Origin of the sequence: Methylocella tundrae (assembly GCF_901905185.1) — a bacterium.
GTDB classification, from domain to species: Bacteria; Pseudomonadota; Alphaproteobacteria; order Rhizobiales; family Beijerinckiaceae; genus Methylocapsa; species Methylocapsa tundrae.
In genome coordinates, this window is sequence record NZ_CABFMQ020000142.1 from 32955 (window position 1) to 48651 (window position 15697).

The 15697-nt window shown below is 61.1% G+C and carries 10 protein-coding genes; 4 read left to right on the plus strand and 6 right to left on the minus strand.

The genetic code is table 11. From position 1 onward, the window contains the following. Positions 1-5: 5 nt before the first annotated feature. Positions 6-479 (minus strand): phosphate-starvation-inducible PsiE family protein, encoded by a 474-nt coding sequence (locus MPC4_RS19310; protein ID WP_244629120.1) that lies wholly within the window; start codon positions 477-479, stop codon positions 6-8. 157 nt (positions 480-636) lie between these two features. Further along, on the minus strand, positions 637-2574 hold the full coding sequence (gene dxs / locus MPC4_RS19315; protein ID WP_174513963.1) for a 1-deoxy-D-xylulose-5-phosphate synthase: 1938 nt from the start codon (positions 2572-2574) through the stop codon (positions 637-639). A gap of 501 nt (positions 2575-3075) precedes the next feature. Here dxs and ppdK point away from each other — a divergent pair. Next, a complete protein-coding gene (ppdK, locus tag MPC4_RS19320) occupies positions 3076-5808 on the plus strand; it encodes a pyruvate, phosphate dikinase (protein WP_174513964.1) in 2733 nt (910 codons plus the stop codon). On the opposite strand, the gene MPC4_RS19325 is transcribed toward ppdK, so the two are convergent. Beyond that, the gene (locus tag MPC4_RS19325; RefSeq protein WP_174513965.1) at positions 5805-6683 is read right to left on the minus strand and encodes an FkbM family methyltransferase; all 879 of its coding nucleotides are present in this window, start codon (positions 6681-6683) and stop codon (positions 5805-5807) included. The genes ppdK and MPC4_RS19325 overlap by 4 nt on opposite strands. A 68-nt stretch (positions 6684-6751) precedes the next feature. Here MPC4_RS19325 and MPC4_RS19330 point away from each other — a divergent pair, with 68 nt between their 5' ends. Next, positions 6752-7681, plus strand: a complete 930-nt coding sequence (locus MPC4_RS19330; protein ID WP_174513966.1) for a glycosyltransferase — start codon at positions 6752-6754, stop codon at positions 7679-7681. Here the strand turns inward: MPC4_RS19330 and mdoH are convergent. Both mdoH and MPC4_RS19340 read right to left on the minus strand, forming a co-directional pair. Next, positions 7670-9880 carry a glucans biosynthesis glucosyltransferase MdoH gene (gene mdoH / locus MPC4_RS19335; protein WP_174513967.1) on the minus strand — a complete coding sequence of 737 codons (2211 nt, stop codon included), beginning with the start codon at positions 9878-9880 and terminating at the stop codon, positions 7670-7672. The genes MPC4_RS19330 and mdoH overlap by 12 nt on opposite strands. Further along, positions 9868-11412, minus strand: coding sequence for an OpgD/OpgG family glucan biosynthesis protein (locus tag MPC4_RS19340; RefSeq protein ID WP_174513968.1), 1545 nt, complete (start codon positions 11410-11412; stop codon positions 9868-9870). Before MPC4_RS19340 ends, mdoH begins: the two co-directional genes overlap by 13 nt. A gap of 206 nt (positions 11413-11618) precedes the next feature. On the opposite strand from MPC4_RS19340, the gene glmU reads away from it, so the two are divergent. Together glmU and glmS are read left to right on the plus strand one after the other, a co-directional pair. Next, positions 11619-12995, plus strand: coding sequence for a bifunctional UDP-N-acetylglucosamine diphosphorylase/glucosamine-1-phosphate N-acetyltransferase GlmU (gene glmU / locus MPC4_RS19345; RefSeq protein WP_174513969.1), 1377 nt, complete (start codon positions 11619-11621; stop codon positions 12993-12995). An 88-nt stretch (positions 12996-13083) separates the two neighbouring features. Next, positions 13084-14922 carry a glutamine--fructose-6-phosphate transaminase (isomerizing) gene (gene glmS / locus MPC4_RS19350; protein ID WP_174513970.1) on the plus strand — a complete coding sequence of 613 codons (1839 nt, stop codon included), beginning with the start codon at positions 13084-13086 and terminating at the stop codon, positions 14920-14922. Positions 14923-15038: 116 nt separating this feature from the next. On the opposite strand, the gene MPC4_RS19355 is transcribed toward glmS, so the two are convergent. Then, the gene (locus MPC4_RS19355) at positions 15039-15488 is read right to left on the minus strand and encodes an RrF2 family transcriptional regulator (protein ID WP_174513971.1); all 450 of its coding nucleotides are present in this window, start codon (positions 15486-15488) and stop codon (positions 15039-15041) included. Positions 15489-15697 lie beyond the last annotated feature (209 nt).

The window sequence follows — 15697 nt, forward strand, 5'->3', positions numbered from 1 at the left end:
TTGGTTCAGGACGCATGTGGCGATTCTGCCTCCGCATCCTCGCGAGAGTCTTGCTGGCGCACCAGCCAATAAACACAACCAAGCGACAAGGCCGCAAAAGCAAGAGCGGCGATGGTCATGGGAGCGGTCTCCGTCAGGTCGATAATGATGAATTTTCGAGCCAGGGCGAGGAGAGCGATCAAGATCACGGTCCGCAGTTGAACGATGCTCCTTTTGCGGTGAAGGATGCTGAGGATCGTGTGGTTGAACTCCATGGCGATCAGCACTGTCATGATCATGCCGAAAATGCTCTGGAAGACGGTGTGATCAACCGGCTCCAAACCCTTGAGGTAAAGGTCCCTCGCTACGGCCCAGACGAGATCGATGACGGCGATGATGATGACAGCGCCGGTGAGGGCGGTGAGGATCAGGGCGATCGCCTGCTCGAACCAGCCGTAAAGACCAAGGCTATGCCAATTTTCCGCGGTTTCCTTAAACAACCGGAAACGCCGCACCCGTGGCCCGCGTTCATTCGGAGCGATATGTTCGATCATGGCCTACAGGACCTGATGGCTGCGGCGGCGGCAACCAGCATCCGCTCGCGGCGAGCATAGGACCCGATTCAGCAGGCCGCCAAGCGCGAAAAGGTCGCCAGCCTCACGCAATCCGGCTCTTTAATGCGTCGCTTTCGCGGCCAAGGGTCGAAAGCACTTTGGCGACCACCGCCTTGGCGTCAAGACCTGCCTGCGCATAAAGTTTTTCCGGCTTGTCATGATCCTGGAAAACGTCGGGCAGCACCATCGAGCGAAATTTGAGCGCGCGCGGACCAGCGCCGTCGAGAACGCCCTCGTCGGTGAGCTTCTGGGCCACAAATGAGCCGAACCCGCCGACGGAGCCTTCCTCGATCGTGATCAGCACCTCATGATTGGCCGCGAGCCGCATCAGGAGATCGACATCCAGCGGCTTGGCGAAACGCGCATCGGCGACGGTCGTCGACACGCCATAGCCGGCAAGATCTTCGGCGGCTTTCAGAACCTCGGCGAGGCGCGCGCCGAAGGAAAGAATGGCGACCTTATTGCCTTCGCGCACAATGCGGCCGCGGCCGATCTCCAGCGGCTTTCCCTCAACCGGCATCTCGACGCCGACGCCTTCGCCGCGCGGATAGCGTAGCGCGATGGGCCCGGCGTCATAGGCCGCGGCGGTCGCGACCATGTGGACGAGTTCGGCTTCGTCGGCCGCCGCCATAACGACGATATTCGGCACGATGCCGAGGAACGCGACGTCGAACGAACCCGCATGCGTCGCGCCGTCCGCGCCAACGAGGCCAGCGCGGTCGATCGCGAAACGCACGGGGAGATTTTGGATCGCGACGTCATGCACGACCTGATCATAGCCGCGCTGGAGAAAGGTAGAGTAAAGCGCGCAGAAGGGCTTGTAGCCTTCGCTCGCGAGGCCGGCCGCGAAAGTCACCGCATGCTGCTCCGCGATGCCGACATCGAAGGTGCGATCGGGAAAGGACTTTTGGAAAATATCGAGTCCTGTGCCGCTCGGCATGGCGGCCGTGATCGCCACGATCTTGTCGTCCTTTGCCGCCTCCTTGACCAGGGCCTCCGCAAAGACGTTCGTGTAGACGGGCGCGTTGGGTTTCGGCTTGACCTGTTTGCCGGTCACCACGTCGAACATATTGACGGCGTGATATTTGTCCTTCGTCGCTTCGGCTGGAGCGTAGCCCTTGCCCTTTTGCGTCACGACATGCACGAGGATCGGTCCGGTCTCTTTGAAATCGCGGACGTTTTTCAAGACGGGCAGCATCTGGTCGAGGTTATGGCCGTCGATAGGCCCGACGTAATAAATCCCAAGCTCCTCGAACATGGTGCCGCCGGCCCAGAAATTGCGCGCGAATTCCTCGGTCTTGCGCGCCCTGTCGTAGACAAAGCGCGGCAGCAGCCTTCCCAGCTGTTTCACTGCCTCGCGGACGGAACGATAGGCGCCGCCCGACACGAGGCGGGCCAAATAGGCGGAGAGCGCTCCCGCTGGCGGAGCGATCGACATTTCATTGTCGTTCAGAATGATGATGAGGCGCGAATGCATCGCGCCGGCATTGTTCATGGCCTCATAGGCCATTCCCGCCGACATTGCGCCGTCGCCGATCACCGCTATGACGTTGCCGTTCTTGCCGGATAGGGTGTTGGCCACGGCCATGCCGAGCCCGGCCGAGATCGATGTCGAGGAATGGGCCGCCCCAAAAGGATCATATTCGCTTTCAGAGCGTCTGGTGAAACCGGAGAGTCCGCCGCCGCGACGCAGCGTCCTGATGCGCTCGCGCCGGCCGGTGAGGATTTTGTGCGGATAGGCTTGATGACCGACGTCCCAGATCAACCGATCCTGCGGCGTATCGAACACATAATGCAGCGCGACCGTCAGTTCGACGACGCCAAGACCTGCTCCAAGATGGCCGCCGGTCACCGAAACGGCGCTAATCGTCTCCTCACGCAGTTCCTTAGCGACCTGCGCGAGCTCCGACTCGGGAAGCCGCCGCAGATCGGCAGGCGAATGGATCGTATCGAGCAGGGGAGTTGTCGAAGAAGTCGTCACGCACGCCTCATAATTTATGCGAACTCTTTAAATTGCCGCGGGTTTCCGGCTAAAACCGAAGCCGAAAGCCGCACCCTTAAAGAAAAGCGAAAATCCATTCAATGCGGCAAAAACCGCCCTTTTGATCTTGCCAACCCCTCCAAAAGATGAATAACCAACAATTTTTGGCGTCGCAACGCGAACTCGCCTCCGGGGAACATTTCATCAACAGGCGCGGCCTTTGGGTCACAGTTCTCCCGCGGCGCGACTTACCTCTTTTCCAAGCGCGGCGCCGATGCGCACGGTTGAACGGCCGGGTGAGGCGTCGAACCGCTCAAACAGAGCGGCGATGTCGCGCCTCCCTTCATTTTGCAGCATCAGCTGAACCGGCCTTAGGACAAGGTTTTTCGCGGCGCCGTCGTAAAACCGCTAAGGTCCGCTTTGTCCCCCGGCGTAGGCGCGCGGCGCACGCGTCGGACAATCGGACGGCGTGCCGCGCGCGGCTTTTACAGAGGAGCCCAGATGGCCAAATGGGTGTATACGTTCGGCGATGGTCGCGCTGAAGGGTCAAGCGCCATGCGCGATCTTTTAGGCGGGAAGGGCGCTGATCTAGCGGAGATGGCGAATCTTGGCCTGCCGGTTCCGCCTGGCTTCACGATCACGACCGACGTTTGCACCTATTTCTACGAAAACCAGAAGCGCTTTCCGTCTGAGCTCGCGGCCGACGTCGAGGCCTCGCTCGCGCATATCGGCAAGCTGACCGGCAAGACGTTCGGCGATGAAGAGGCGCCGCTGCTTGTCTCGGTCCGGTCCGGCGCGAGAGCGTCGATGCCCGGCATGATGGATACGGTCTTGAATCTCGGCCTCAATGACGTCACCGTCAGGGCACTCGCGAAAAGCGCGGGGGATGAGCGTTTCGCCTTCGATTCCTATCGCCGGTTCATCCAGATGTATTCCAATGTCGTGCTCGGCATTGGCCATCACCATTTTGAAGACGCGCTGGAATCCTACAAAGAGGCCAAGGGCGTCTCGCTCGACACGGAGCTCCGCGCGGAGGATTGGCAAAAGCTCGTCGTCGCATTCAAGGCGACGGTCGAGGAAGAGAGCGGAAAGCCTTTTCCGCAAAGCCCGCAAGAGCAGCTCTGGGGCGCAATCGCCGCAGTGTTCGGGTCATGGCTGACCCCGCGCGCCATCATCTACCGGCGCATCCATGGCATTCCGTCCGATTGGGGCACCGCCGTCAATGTGCAGGCGATGGTGTTCGGCAATATGGGACCAACGTCCGCGACAGGCGTCGCCTTCACCCGCAATCCGTCGACAGGCGCGAAGGAGCTTTATGGCGAATTCCTGATCAATGCGCAGGGCGAAGACGTCGTCTCTGGCATTAGAACGCCGCAGAATATCACCGAGACCGCCCGCCTCGCCGCCGGTTCCGGCAAGCCTTCGATGGAAACGGCGATGCCCATTGTCTTCGCCGAATTCGTGCGGACGACGGAACTGCTCGAACGTCACTACCGGGATATGCAGGATATGGAGTTCACCGTTGAAAACGGCAAACTCTGGATGCTGCAGACCCGCAGCGGGAAGCGCACGAGTCTCGCGGCGCTGCGCATCGCCGTAGATATGACGTGCGAGGGTCTGATCAGCAAGGAGGAAGCGATCAATCGGATCGATCCCGCTTCGCTCGATCAGCTGCTGCATCCGGCGATCAGCCCGCACGCCCTGCGCAATGTCATCGCTGCCGGACTGCCGGCGTCGCCCGGAGCCGCGAGCGGCGAGATCGTGTTTTCAGCCGATGAGGCCGAGCAGCTGAGGAACATGGGCCGCAAGGTCGTCCTCGTGCGCATAGAGACATGCCCCGACGACATTCATGGCATGCACGCCGCGGAAGGCATTCTGACGACGCGGGGCGGCATGACCTCCCACGCGGCGGTGGTCGCGCGCGGCATGGGAAAACCTTGCGTCACGGGCGCCGCGACGATCCGGGTCGATTATGCCAAAGCCACAATGTCCGCGGCGGGGGTGGTCTTGAGGAAGGGCGACATGCTGACCATCGACGGCGCCACGGGCCAGGTGATTCAAGGCTCTATCCGCATGAGCCGGCCTGAATTGACGGGCGAGTTCGCGATCCTGATGAAGTGGGCGGACGAAGCGCGGCGGATGGAGGTGCGCGCCAATGCGGAGACGCCGCAAGACGCTCGCGCCGCCCGGAAATTTGGCGCAGAAGGCATTGGCCTCTGCCGGACGGAGCATATGTTTTTCGAGGGCGACAGGCTGACCGCCGTGCGCGAGATGATCCTCGCCGACGATCCGCGCGGAAGGCGCGCCGCGCTCGACAAGCTGCTGCCGATGCAGCGCAGCGATTTCATCGAGCTGTTCGGGATCATGGCCGGACTGCCGGTGACGATCCGGCTGCTTGACCCGCCGCTGCATGAATTCCTGCCGCATGCGCCGCAGGAAATCGAGCAGCTCGCCGTCGCGCTCGGACTCTCGTCGGAGAAAATTCTACGGCGCCTCAGCGAGCTCAAAGAAGTCAACCCGATGCTTGGCTTTCGGGGCTCCCGGCTGACGATCGCCTATCCGGAAATCACTGAGATGCAGGCGCGCGCCATTTTCGAGGCCGCGGTCGAGGTCAAACACCGAACGGGCGCCCTGGTGCGGCCCGAGATCATGGCGCCGCTGATCATCGCCAAGCATGAATTCGATCTCGTCAAGGCGAGGGTGGACGCAATCGCCAAAGCCGTCGAGACTGAATCGGGACAGACCATTCCCTATACGGTCGGCACGATGATCGAAACGCCGCGCGCCTGCCTGCGCGCCGGCGAGATCGCTGCGACCGCCGAATTTTTTTCGTTCGGAACCAATGATCTGACCCAGACTTGCCTGGCCTTGTCGCGCGACGACGCCGGCTCGTTTCTCGGGCCTTATGTCAGCTCCGGCATTCTGGCGGCCGACCCCTTCGTCACAATCGACAGGGAAGGCGTCGGCGAACTCGTCGCCATCGCCGCTCAACGAAGCCGCGCGACGCGACCGGAGATCAAGCTCGGCATTTGCGGTGAACATGGGGGCGATCCGGCCTCCATCGAATTCTGTGAAAAGCTGGCGCTGGATTACGTGTCCTGCTCGCCTTTCCGCGTGCCGATCGCAAGGCTGGCGGCGGCGCAAGCGGCGATTGCGCTGAAGAAATCGCCGGCGGTTCGAGACGCAAGCCACGCTGCGCCGCCGCAGGACAAGGCCGAGCCGTTCTCAGTTTAGCTCAGCGTTTCGAACCATTGATCCAGAAAATCCCGATGCAAGTAGAACCAGTCCAGCGGGAAACCCTCGCGGATCAGGAAATATTTGTTGGCGACAAGCAGCTGGTCAAGCTCGGCGGAAGGTCTCTCGACGCCGATGCAGTTGAATTTCCATTTATCGAAGGGAAACGCCTGTAGAATTTCAAATTCGGCCCCTTCGACGTCGAAACTGAAGTAGTCGATCGTGCTTGGAGCGTTCCATTTCGTCAGCAAATCATCGAGCGTGATTGTCTCGACAAGATAACTTTTTTGGATCGTACCGAAGGAGGGAGGCTGGAAGCCCGATCCGGCGTCATCAATATCCTCCATGACAGACAAAAGCGTATTCCCAGTGGCCGCGTCAGGATTGATCGCCACCTGGCCATTGTCCTGTACTTCCAACATACGCACCGTTTTGCGGCTGCCGGCGATGGTCGCCCGTTCACACTTCGCTTTCGGGCGATTTTTTACCATGGAATCAAAAGCGTCGGTCGGCTCGACGAGAATGCCCGACCAATCAAAAAAAGTCTCAAGAATCAGCGTGTTGGAAAGATATCGACCGTCGCCGCCGCCAATTTCAAGAAAAAATCCTTGTCTCTTTCGGCGAAAAATCTTCTCTACTACAAACCGATCCTGACCACATTGGCTAACCCAATGAATTGGAGGGCGACGCCGTTTGATGAAAGCCAGCAACTTTTCCGCCGCGAGATCTAAAACCTGTCTATATTTCAAAGCCATCATACCATCGGTCACGCTTGCGGGCACCGGAGGGGTGGGAAGCGCCTGGAACGTCGATGGCCCGGCTTGATCCGAATTCAACGGACTCGCGGAGGTATTTTTGAGTCGATCTGATTCCATGAGGGCGAAAGGCCTACTTCTGATAAAGCGATTTTCAACGCCAAATATTGACGCGATCGGATATCCGCATGCAATTTAATATTGTGACGCCTGTGCTTAACGGAGAGCAATTCATCAATGAAACTATCTTGAGCGTGGTGACTCAAGCGGGTCCATTCTCGGTGCGGTATCATCTGCAAGACGGCGGATCAACGGATTCAACGATCAAATTATTGGCCGCGTGGCAAGCCCGCCTTGCAAATGACTTTCCAATCAATTGCAAAGGCATCGAATTTTCTTTTGTCAGCGAAGGTGATCGTGGTCTCTATGACGCTGTGAACCGCGGCTTCGCCGCCTGCGGCAATGCGGATGCGATGAGCTGGATCAATGCCGACGACCGCCTGGAGCCGGGAGCTTTGGCTACCGTCGCGCGGGTATTCGAGACTAATCCGGACGTCGATTGGGTGACGGGGCGCCCGACGGTCATCGCCGAAGGGGGCGAGGTGTTGCACATGTCTCCGATCATAGCCTTCCCGCGAAAAGCCGTGGCTGCCGGAATCTTCGACGGCCGTTTCGCTCGACCTTTCATCCAGCAGGAAGGCACGTTCTGGCGCCCGAAGCTATGGGACGAGGCCGGCGGCCTTAACGCTGAATTCCGTTTGGCCGGCGATTTCGACCTGTGGCGGCGCTTCGCAAAGCGCGCCGATCTCGTGATCATAGACGCAATTTTAGGGTGCTTTCGGATGCGATCCGGGCAGCTCTCGGAAAACCGGGTCTCTTATCACGCCGAAATCGACGCTTCGATGCAACCGGCCGAGAAGGAGTTGCGCAGCAGAGCTTCCGGTCTGTACCGGGCGCGCCGATTTTCATATCCGGTCATATTTTGGCGTGACGGCAGATGGATGCGGGAATGCTGGCCCATGGCCGTCATGCCCTGTTTTGGCGGCAAGGGCTTTGGAATGGAGCATTGGCGTCTGCGAATCTCGGGACTGTTATTCGGCGGCGGTTTACCCGACTGAGGATAGAGCCTCAGGCATGGAACGGCTTCGCGGCAGACCCAATAGGCGCTCCAGCAGCCTGCGGTCTTGGAGAAGCGCCATGCGCTCTTTCGGTTTCAGCCAGGACAGAGCTTCATCAAATGTCTCCGCCTGGTTGACCTTTGCTTCGGCGAGCGCCCATTCCGGCGATATGTCGCCGGTTCTGCGGCTTTGTCCGCCCGGGAGCCAGGCGACGTGAAGCGCCCAGAATTTCGCATCGTCTGAAAGCGCGGCCAGCCGAGACCCGTCTTCGGCGGGGTCGCCCTCGATCTGTTGCGCCAGATCATTGGCGCGGGCGACCAGCGGCGGCTTCGATTGCTCCTCCGGAGTCAAAAGCAGGCCGGCCCGGCGGAACGCAAGGCCAACGTTCAAAAGCCCCGTCGACCACGACAAGAAAATCGCCAATATGAGGCCGAAAATCGTCGGCGACATCCAGGCGACGAGAGACGGAGAGATCAGGAACCCGGCGATCAGGGTGATGACGCCCATGGCGACGTGGGAGCGGTGGCGCCTGACGATCGCCTTGAAGGGAATGGAGCCGTCATCGCGCCGTTGCGGATCCCAGCCCGTGTCGAAGCCAAACACGAAATGCATGACGTGACCCGCCTGAATCAGCATCATGCTGGGCGCCAGCAGGGCTGACATGACGATCTCAAAGAGCGTCGAGAGCACGAGCCTCACGGCGCCGCCGCTGCCGCGCCGGGTGCGGCCCTGGATAAGGGCGAGCAGCAGGCCGAAAAACTTCGGCAGCAGCAGGATCGTCATGGTCAGCGCAAAGAGGCTGAGAGACCGCGCGGCGTCGAATCGCGGCCACGCGGGAAACAGAGTGAATTCGCTGGTGAAATACTCAGGACGGATGTAGCTCGCCTGAAGCACCAGCATGATGCCGACGAAGAGTTGCAGCATCCACAGCGGCGACGACACATAGGCCATGATGCCGGTGACGAAATGCTGTCGCGACGCGAGACGAAATCCTTTCGCTGGCAGCACGCGCAGATGCTGAAGATTGCCCTGGCACCAGCGCCGGTCGCGCGCGGAGAGATCAATGAGAGAAGGAGGGCTCTCCTCGAAACTGCCGCCCAGCGTCGGCAGCATGTACACAGCGTATCCTGCGCGCAGGATCAAGGCCGCTTCGACGAAATCATGACTGAGGATATGGCCGCCGAAGGGAGGCCGCCCGCGGAGCGTCGGCAAGCCGCAATGGGCGGCGAAAGCCCTGGTGCGGATGATGGCGTTGTGGCCCCAATAATTGCCTTCGCGCCCCATCCAGACGGATACGCCGGCGGCGATCACGGGGCCATAGATCCTGGCCGCGAATTGCTGAACGCGGGCGAAAAGGGTGTTGCGATTGATGATGAGCGGCAGCGTTTGAATGATCCCCGAGTCGGGATCATCCTCCATCGCCGCGGCGAGCGCGACAATAGACCGGCCGGTCATCAGGCTGTCGGCGTCGAGAACGACCATATGCTCATAGCGGCCGCCCCAGCGGGTGACGAAATCCTCGATGTTGCCGGCTTTCCGGTTGGTGTTTTTCGGCCGGTGCCGGTAATAGATCTGCCCCGTCAGGCCGAGCCTTTGCCGGAGGGAGATAAACGCCTGCTCCTCGGCGAGGAATACGTCGGGATCGGTGGTGTCCGACAGGAAGAACCAGTCGAAAGAGGCTCCGACCCCTGAGGTTTCGACATCCTCGTACATCGCCTGCAGGGCGCTGAATATGCGCGCCGGCGCCTCATTGTAGATCGGCATGACGATCGCCGTGCGCTCACGCAAGGAGGCCGGAAGAGCGGGCGGCTTGGGGGCGAGAAACAATAGCCAGAAGAAGCCGGCGATCGCATTGGTGAAAGCGAGCGCGATCCAGGAAAAGGTGGCGACGAAGAGGATCACCAGCGCCCACTCGAGCAGCGTCACGCCGCCGACGGCGACGACTTCGTACATTTCGTAGGCGCCATAGGCCGTCAGCGCGAAACCGCCGCCGAAGATGAACAGTCGCGCCAGCAGCACGCCCGCCCACGGGGAGCGCCTGGTCTGTTTGCGCCGGCTCCCGGGATCGAATTCCGACAGGCTCTGCGTCGGCATCTCCAGTGGCGCTTCCGGCGGCATGCAGGGAAATAGAGAGCCGACGGACAATTCCGTCACGCGCGGCTGTCGCAACGCCGCTTCGGCCTTGGTCAGGGCGTCCATCGGTAAATCCATGTCTCGCTGATTGGCTTTTGATGCGACTCGAGGACGAGGCGCAGCTCGGAAAAGGTTTCGCCGCCGGGATCGAGTTCAAACAAAACCCTGTAGGTCATCTTGTCCGCAGACATGAACGTTCGAACCGAAACGATGGATCCGGGCGAGGCGCTCAAATTCGGCCAGATGTCTTCCGGGCTTTTGATCTGGCTCAAAGCTTCGCCGGAAAATTCGACCAGAAAGCGGCGCCGTTTCGCGCTTGAGCCTCGCCCTGAGCGCGACAGCGAGACGGTTGCAAGCGGCGGACGTTCCGGCGGAACCTTGCACCAGAACTGCCTGTAGGCGAAGGAGATGTCGCTGCCGGCGTTTAGCGGCTGCTTCGGCCGCCAATAAGCGATGATATTGTCGTTCACATCGGATTCAGACGGAATCTCTATGAGTTGCACCCCTCCGAAAGACCAGTCGCCAATCGGCTCGATCCACAAGGACGGGCGGTTCTCCCAGTGCTGATCGTCATCTTGATAGTGATCGAAGTCGCGATCGCGTTGCAGGAAACCGAATCCGCGCGGGTTTTCATCAATGAAGGTCGAGATTTGCAGCGTGGCCGGATTCGAAACCGGCCGCCAAAGCCATTCGCCCTTCCCGGTGAGCATTTGCAGGCCATCTATTTCGCCGACCTCCGGACGAAGATCGTCGAGCCTTGTCTTATCGATCGAGCCCGACAGATGGGTCGCGCTCATCGTGGCGATGCCGTAATGGTCGAGGGCGGCGCGCGCGAATAAAGTACATTCGGTGTCAATGATCGTCGCCTCGCCCGGATGCACGGTGAAGCGATAGGCGCCGCTCACGCTTTCCGAATCGATGATGGCGTGGATGACGAGCGTATTGCCGGCCAGTGTCGGGCGCTCGATCCAGACGCTCCTGATCGCCGGAAATTCCTCGCCGCGCGGATCCGCCGTCTTGATCGAGAGGGCGCGCGCCATCGTGCCGGGCTCCTGGCCACGAGCCACCGCGCGAAAAAAACTCGCGCCCTGGAAGGTCGCCAGCTCGAAGAAGCCGCCGTGCTCCAGCGGCGCCAGCACGCGAAAGCCGGAAAATCCGATGTCCCCGAGGTTGGCGGGCGGCGTCACCTTGCCAAAATCGAACAGACCGGCGTCATACGCCAGACGGCGGGCCTGGCCGTCGGCGACGAGATTGATCTGCATCGGCGTCGAAAAGGCAAAGCCGCGATGCAAGGGCTCAAGGGCGAAGCCGATATTGTCATTGGCCCAGATCGTCGCGCTCGGGCGCAGATGGATCGAGACATACTGATCATAGGTCAGGGTCTTGAACGCGTCGGGGAGATCTTGCGGCAGGGCTTTATAAGGCTGTTTCGCGAGGGCTCTTGCGGTGTCCGTCACCATCGCCGGATCGAACGGCGTCGGCGCTCCCAAAGGGAAGCCCGTGGAAGGAGGCGAAGCGGCATCAGCGTAGGCGCCCGTCTCGACCGCTCCCGCCAAGGCGCCGAGCGCAAGTCTCAAAACGTCCCGCCGATGGACCATGAACCTGTCTGTCAGGCGCTGAGCGCGCCGATGCTTGAAGGAGTAAGGAAAGCAGCTTTATACCGCATATTGGGGCGGCGATAAGATGCTGTCCGATCTTTTGTCTGGGTTTTTTGTGCGCCGCATCTTTATAGTTAAAACACGAGGAATGCATTGGATGGGTCGCACCGAAGGGTCGCGGTCGTATCCCAGGGGACGTTCGCCTCATGGCTCTTGCTTCTAACCGAAACTCCGCCGCAAGCTTTCCAGGCCGGACTTGCCTCGCCGTCATTCTTGCCGCCGGCGATGGAACGCGCATGCGCTCCACGCGGCCCAAAGCTCTGCATAAGGTCGCGGGACGGTCCATGGTGGGCCATGTCCTTTCGGCTGTCGTTGAAGCCGAAGCCGACCGTATCGTCGTGGTCGTCGCGCCAACTCACGGCGCAATCGAAGTCGAGGCTAAGACGATCGCACGCGACGCCGAGGCCGTCATCCAGACCGAGCGGCGCGGCACCGCCCACGCCGTGCTCGCCGCGCGCGAGGCGATCGCCTTCGGCTACGACGACATACTCGTCGCCTTCGCGGACACACCCCTTGTGCGGCCAGAGACGTTCGCGCTGATGCGCAAGGCGCTGGCTGACGGCGAAAGCGCGATCGTCGCTTTAGGGTTCGAGGCGAAGGATCCGACAGGCTATGGCCGGCTGATCTTGAAGGACGGCGGCCTGGAGGCGATCCGCGAGGAGCGCGACGCGAGCGCTGAAGAGCGCAAGCTGACGACCTGCAACGCCGGGCTGATGGGCGTTTCCGGCCGCCACGCTCTCGACCTCATCGAGGCCATTGGCTGCGAAAACAGCCAAAACGAATATTATCTGACGGATATCGTCGCGATAGCGCGGGAAAGAAAGCTTGCCGCCTGCGCGCTGATCGTCTCCGAGGAGGAGGTGCTCGGTGTCAACGATCGCACGCAGCTCGCGGCGGCCGAAGCGTTATTTCAAGCGCGGCTGCGCGAGAGCGCGCTGGGTGCGGGAGTCACGCTCGTTGATCCTTCGAGCGTCACTCTCGCTTTCGATACGGCGCTCGCGCAGGACGTCACCATCGAGCCCAATGTCGTGTTCGGTCCGGGAGTCGTGGTCGGCGCCGGCGCCGTTATCCGTTCTTTCTCGCATGTCGAGGGGGCGACGATCGGAGAAAATGCGACCATCGGGCCTTTTGCGCGTCTGAGGCCCGGCGCCACGCTGATGCGGGACGTTCACATCGGAAATTTCGTGGAAATCAAGGCGTCCGAGGTCGGCGCTGGCGCAAAAATCAATCATTTGAGCTATATCGGCGACGCGAGCATAGGCGCTAAAACGAATATTGGCGCCGGAACGATCACCTGTAATTACGATGGATTCGGCAAGTTCCGGACCGAGATTGGCGAGGGCGCATTCATCGGTTCGCACGCGTCGTTGGTCGCGCCCGTCAAAATCGGCGACGGCGCTTACATCGGCACGGGCTCTGTCATCACGAAGGATGTTTCCGCTGATTCCCTGGTGATTGCGCGGGAGCGCCAGATCGAAAAGCCGGGCTGGGCCATAGGCTTTCGTGAAAAAAACAGGAAGTAACGAGGGCGCCTTTGAAAGCGCTTAAAGTTGGCTAGCTAGGCCAAAGCTGCGGCGCTCGGATGTTCCGCGGTTGGGTCAGGAGAGATTCATGTGCGGCATCGTTGGCATATTGGGGCGTGGGGCTGTCGCGGGCTCGCTTGTTGACGCGCTAAGGCGGCTCGAATACCGCGGCTATGATTCCGCCGGAATCGCCACTCTCGAAGCCGGCCATCTGACGAGGCGACGCGCCAGCGGCAAACTCAGGAATCTGGAGCTGCGTCTGGCGCAGGAGCCTCTCGGCGGGGCCGTCGGGATAGGCCACACGCGCTGGGCGACGCACGGGAAGGCGACGGAAAACAACGCCCATCCGCACGCCAGCGCGAAGGTCGCGGTCGTGCATAACGGCATTATCGAGAACTTCCGCCAATTGCGTGACGAATTGCGCGCCAAGGGCCACATATTCTCGTCCGACACAGATTCGGAAGTCATCGCTCACCTCGTGACACAGGGCCTAAACGAGGGATTCGCGCCGGTCGACGCGGTCGCCGCCAGCCTGCCGCGCCTCAAAGGCGCCTTCGCTTTCGCCATGATTTTCGAAGGGGAGGAAAACCTTTTGGTCGGCGCCAGCAAGGGCGCTCCCCTCGCAGTCGGCTTTGGCGAAGGAGAGCGCAGCGGCGAGATGTTCCTCGGCTCGGACGCGCTGGCGCTGGCGCCTTTCACCGACACGATCGCCTATCTCGAGGATGGCGATTTCGTCGCGCTGACGCATGAAGCCGCTTCCTTCAAGGACGCGGCGGGGCTGCCCGTCGAACGGCGCAGGATCAAGACGCCGGCCTCGGCTTTCCTGATCGACAAAGGCAACCACCGCCATTTCATGGCGAAGGAAATTTACGAGCAGCCCGAGGTCGTCGGACGCACGCTCGCGCACTATCTCGACATGTCCGCGGGGCGCGTCGCGCTGCCTTTCGATCTGCCTGTCGACGCGGCGCGCCTGTCGCGCCTGACGATCTGCGGTTGCGGCACCGCTTATATCGCGGGACTGATGGCGAAATATTGGTTCGAGCGTTTCGCCCTGCTGCCGGTCGACGTCGAGATCGCCTCGGAATTTCGCTATCGCGATCCGCCGCTCGACGCCGGCGGCCTGACGATACTCGTCTCGCAATCAGGCGAAACCGCCGACACGCTCGCCGCATTGCGCTGCGCCAAGGCGAAAGGGCAAAAGGTCCTCTCGATCGTCAATGTCGCGAGCTCCACCATGGCGCGCGAAAGCGACGTCGTGGCGCCAACGCTCGCAGGCCCAGAAATAGGCGTCGCATCGACGAAAGCCTTCACCTGCCAGTTGGCCGTTTTCGCGGCGCTGGCGCTCGCCATCGGACGCGCCCGAGGAGCCATCGACGGCGAGACCGAAGCGCGGCTTGTCAGCGATCTCATGGCGATCCCGGGGCTGATGGCGCAGGCGCTGAAATGCGAGAGCGCGGTCGAGGCCTTGGCGCGCGACATAGCCAAAGTGCGCGACGTGCTCTACCTCGGCCGCGGCACGTCCTATCCGCTCGCCCTCGAGGGAGCGCTAAAGCTCAAGGAGATCTCCTATATTCATGCGGAAGGCTATGCCGCCGGCGAACTCAAACATGGGCCCATCGCGCTGGTCGACGGCGACATGCCAGTGATTGTCATCGCACCCACGGACGCGGTGATCGAAAAAACGGTTTCCAACATGCAGGAGGTGGCAGCGAGGGGAGGGCGCCTCATCCTTATCGGCGACGAGGCTCTGTCACATGATTTCGCCGGCGAAGCCGCGGCGTCGATCGTCATGCCGAACGTCGCGCCCGACTTCGCAGCCTTGATCTACGCCGTGCCGATCCAACTGATCGCCTACCATACGGCGGTGGTCATGGGTAAGGACGCGGACCAGCCGCGCAACCTCGCCAAAAGCGTGACGGTGGAGTGAGCGCCGACGCCCGCTTCCCTCGCCCCAAAATTCACCGGAATGGCGCCGGTCGTCGGCGCTCTTTCAAGAACGCAAGGCGGCCGACCACATGGGCGCCCGAAAGGCCGGGGTCCGGCTCAAATGTAATACATGAGATGAGCTTCGTCGCTCTCGCCCAACGCCCGCATCTCGGCCAGGGTGCGATTGTCGAGGACCGTCGAGATGGCGTTGCGCGCTTCGAGCATGATCAGCCGCACGGCGCAATGGCGCTCGTCGCTGCAGTCGTCGCAGCGGCGATAGGAAGCCTTGCTGGCGCACTGGATCGGGGCGAGCGGGCCATCGAGCACGCGAACGATATGGCCAACCCGGATCTCGCAGGCGGGCCGAGCCAGCGTGTAGCCGCCGCCCTTGCCTTTCTTTGAGTTGACAAAACCCGCGTTGCGCAGCTCTCCCAGGATCGTGTCGAGAAATTTTTTCGGAATCTGATTCGAAATTGCGATGTCGGTGACGAGCGTCGCTTCGCCGGGGAGCCGGCCCGCCAGATGAACCATCGCCTTAAGGCCATACTTGCCTTTCTTCGTGAGCATTTGAACTCCGCTGGGGTTTTTCCGAAGCGCGGTCGATGAGGTCCGCGTTTTTTCCCCCCTGAAGGAAATATGAAGCCTCTGATCCATCGTCCATTGTTTTTGTAGGCTTTCAAGCTCAATCGGCCAATTTTCGGGGCGATGAGGCGGAAATCCTTTGATTCAGGGGGCGTCAGCGCCCCTCGTTGAGGGCGGCTCCCCGCGCGCTTGGG

What these genes read in the sequence shown, in the direction of transcription:
- ppdK (WP_174513964.1), top strand. Translation starts at nt 3,076, where the DNA reads ATGGCCAAATGGGTGTATACGTTCGGCGATGGTCGCGCTGAAGGGTCA.
- MPC4_RS19325 (WP_174513965.1), bottom strand. Translation starts at nt 6,683, where the DNA reads ATGGAATCAGATCGACTCAAAAATACCTCCGCGAGTCCGTTGAATTCG.
- MPC4_RS19330 (WP_174513966.1), top strand. Translation starts at nt 6,752, where the DNA reads ATGCAATTTAATATTGTGACGCCTGTGCTTAACGGAGAGCAATTCATC.
- mdoH (WP_174513967.1), bottom strand. Translation starts at nt 9,880, where the DNA reads ATGGACGCCCTGACCAAGGCCGAAGCGGCGTTGCGACAGCCGCGCGTG.
- MPC4_RS19340 (WP_174513968.1), bottom strand. Translation starts at nt 11,412, where the DNA reads ATGGTCCATCGGCGGGACGTTTTGAGACTTGCGCTCGGCGCCTTGGCG.
- glmU (WP_174513969.1), top strand. Translation starts at nt 11,619, where the DNA reads ATGGCTCTTGCTTCTAACCGAAACTCCGCCGCAAGCTTTCCAGGCCGG.
- glmS (WP_174513970.1), top strand. Translation starts at nt 13,084, where the DNA reads ATGTGCGGCATCGTTGGCATATTGGGGCGTGGGGCTGTCGCGGGCTCG.
- MPC4_RS19355 (WP_174513971.1), bottom strand. Translation starts at nt 15,488, where the DNA reads ATGCTCACGAAGAAAGGCAAGTATGGCCTTAAGGCGATGGTTCATCTG.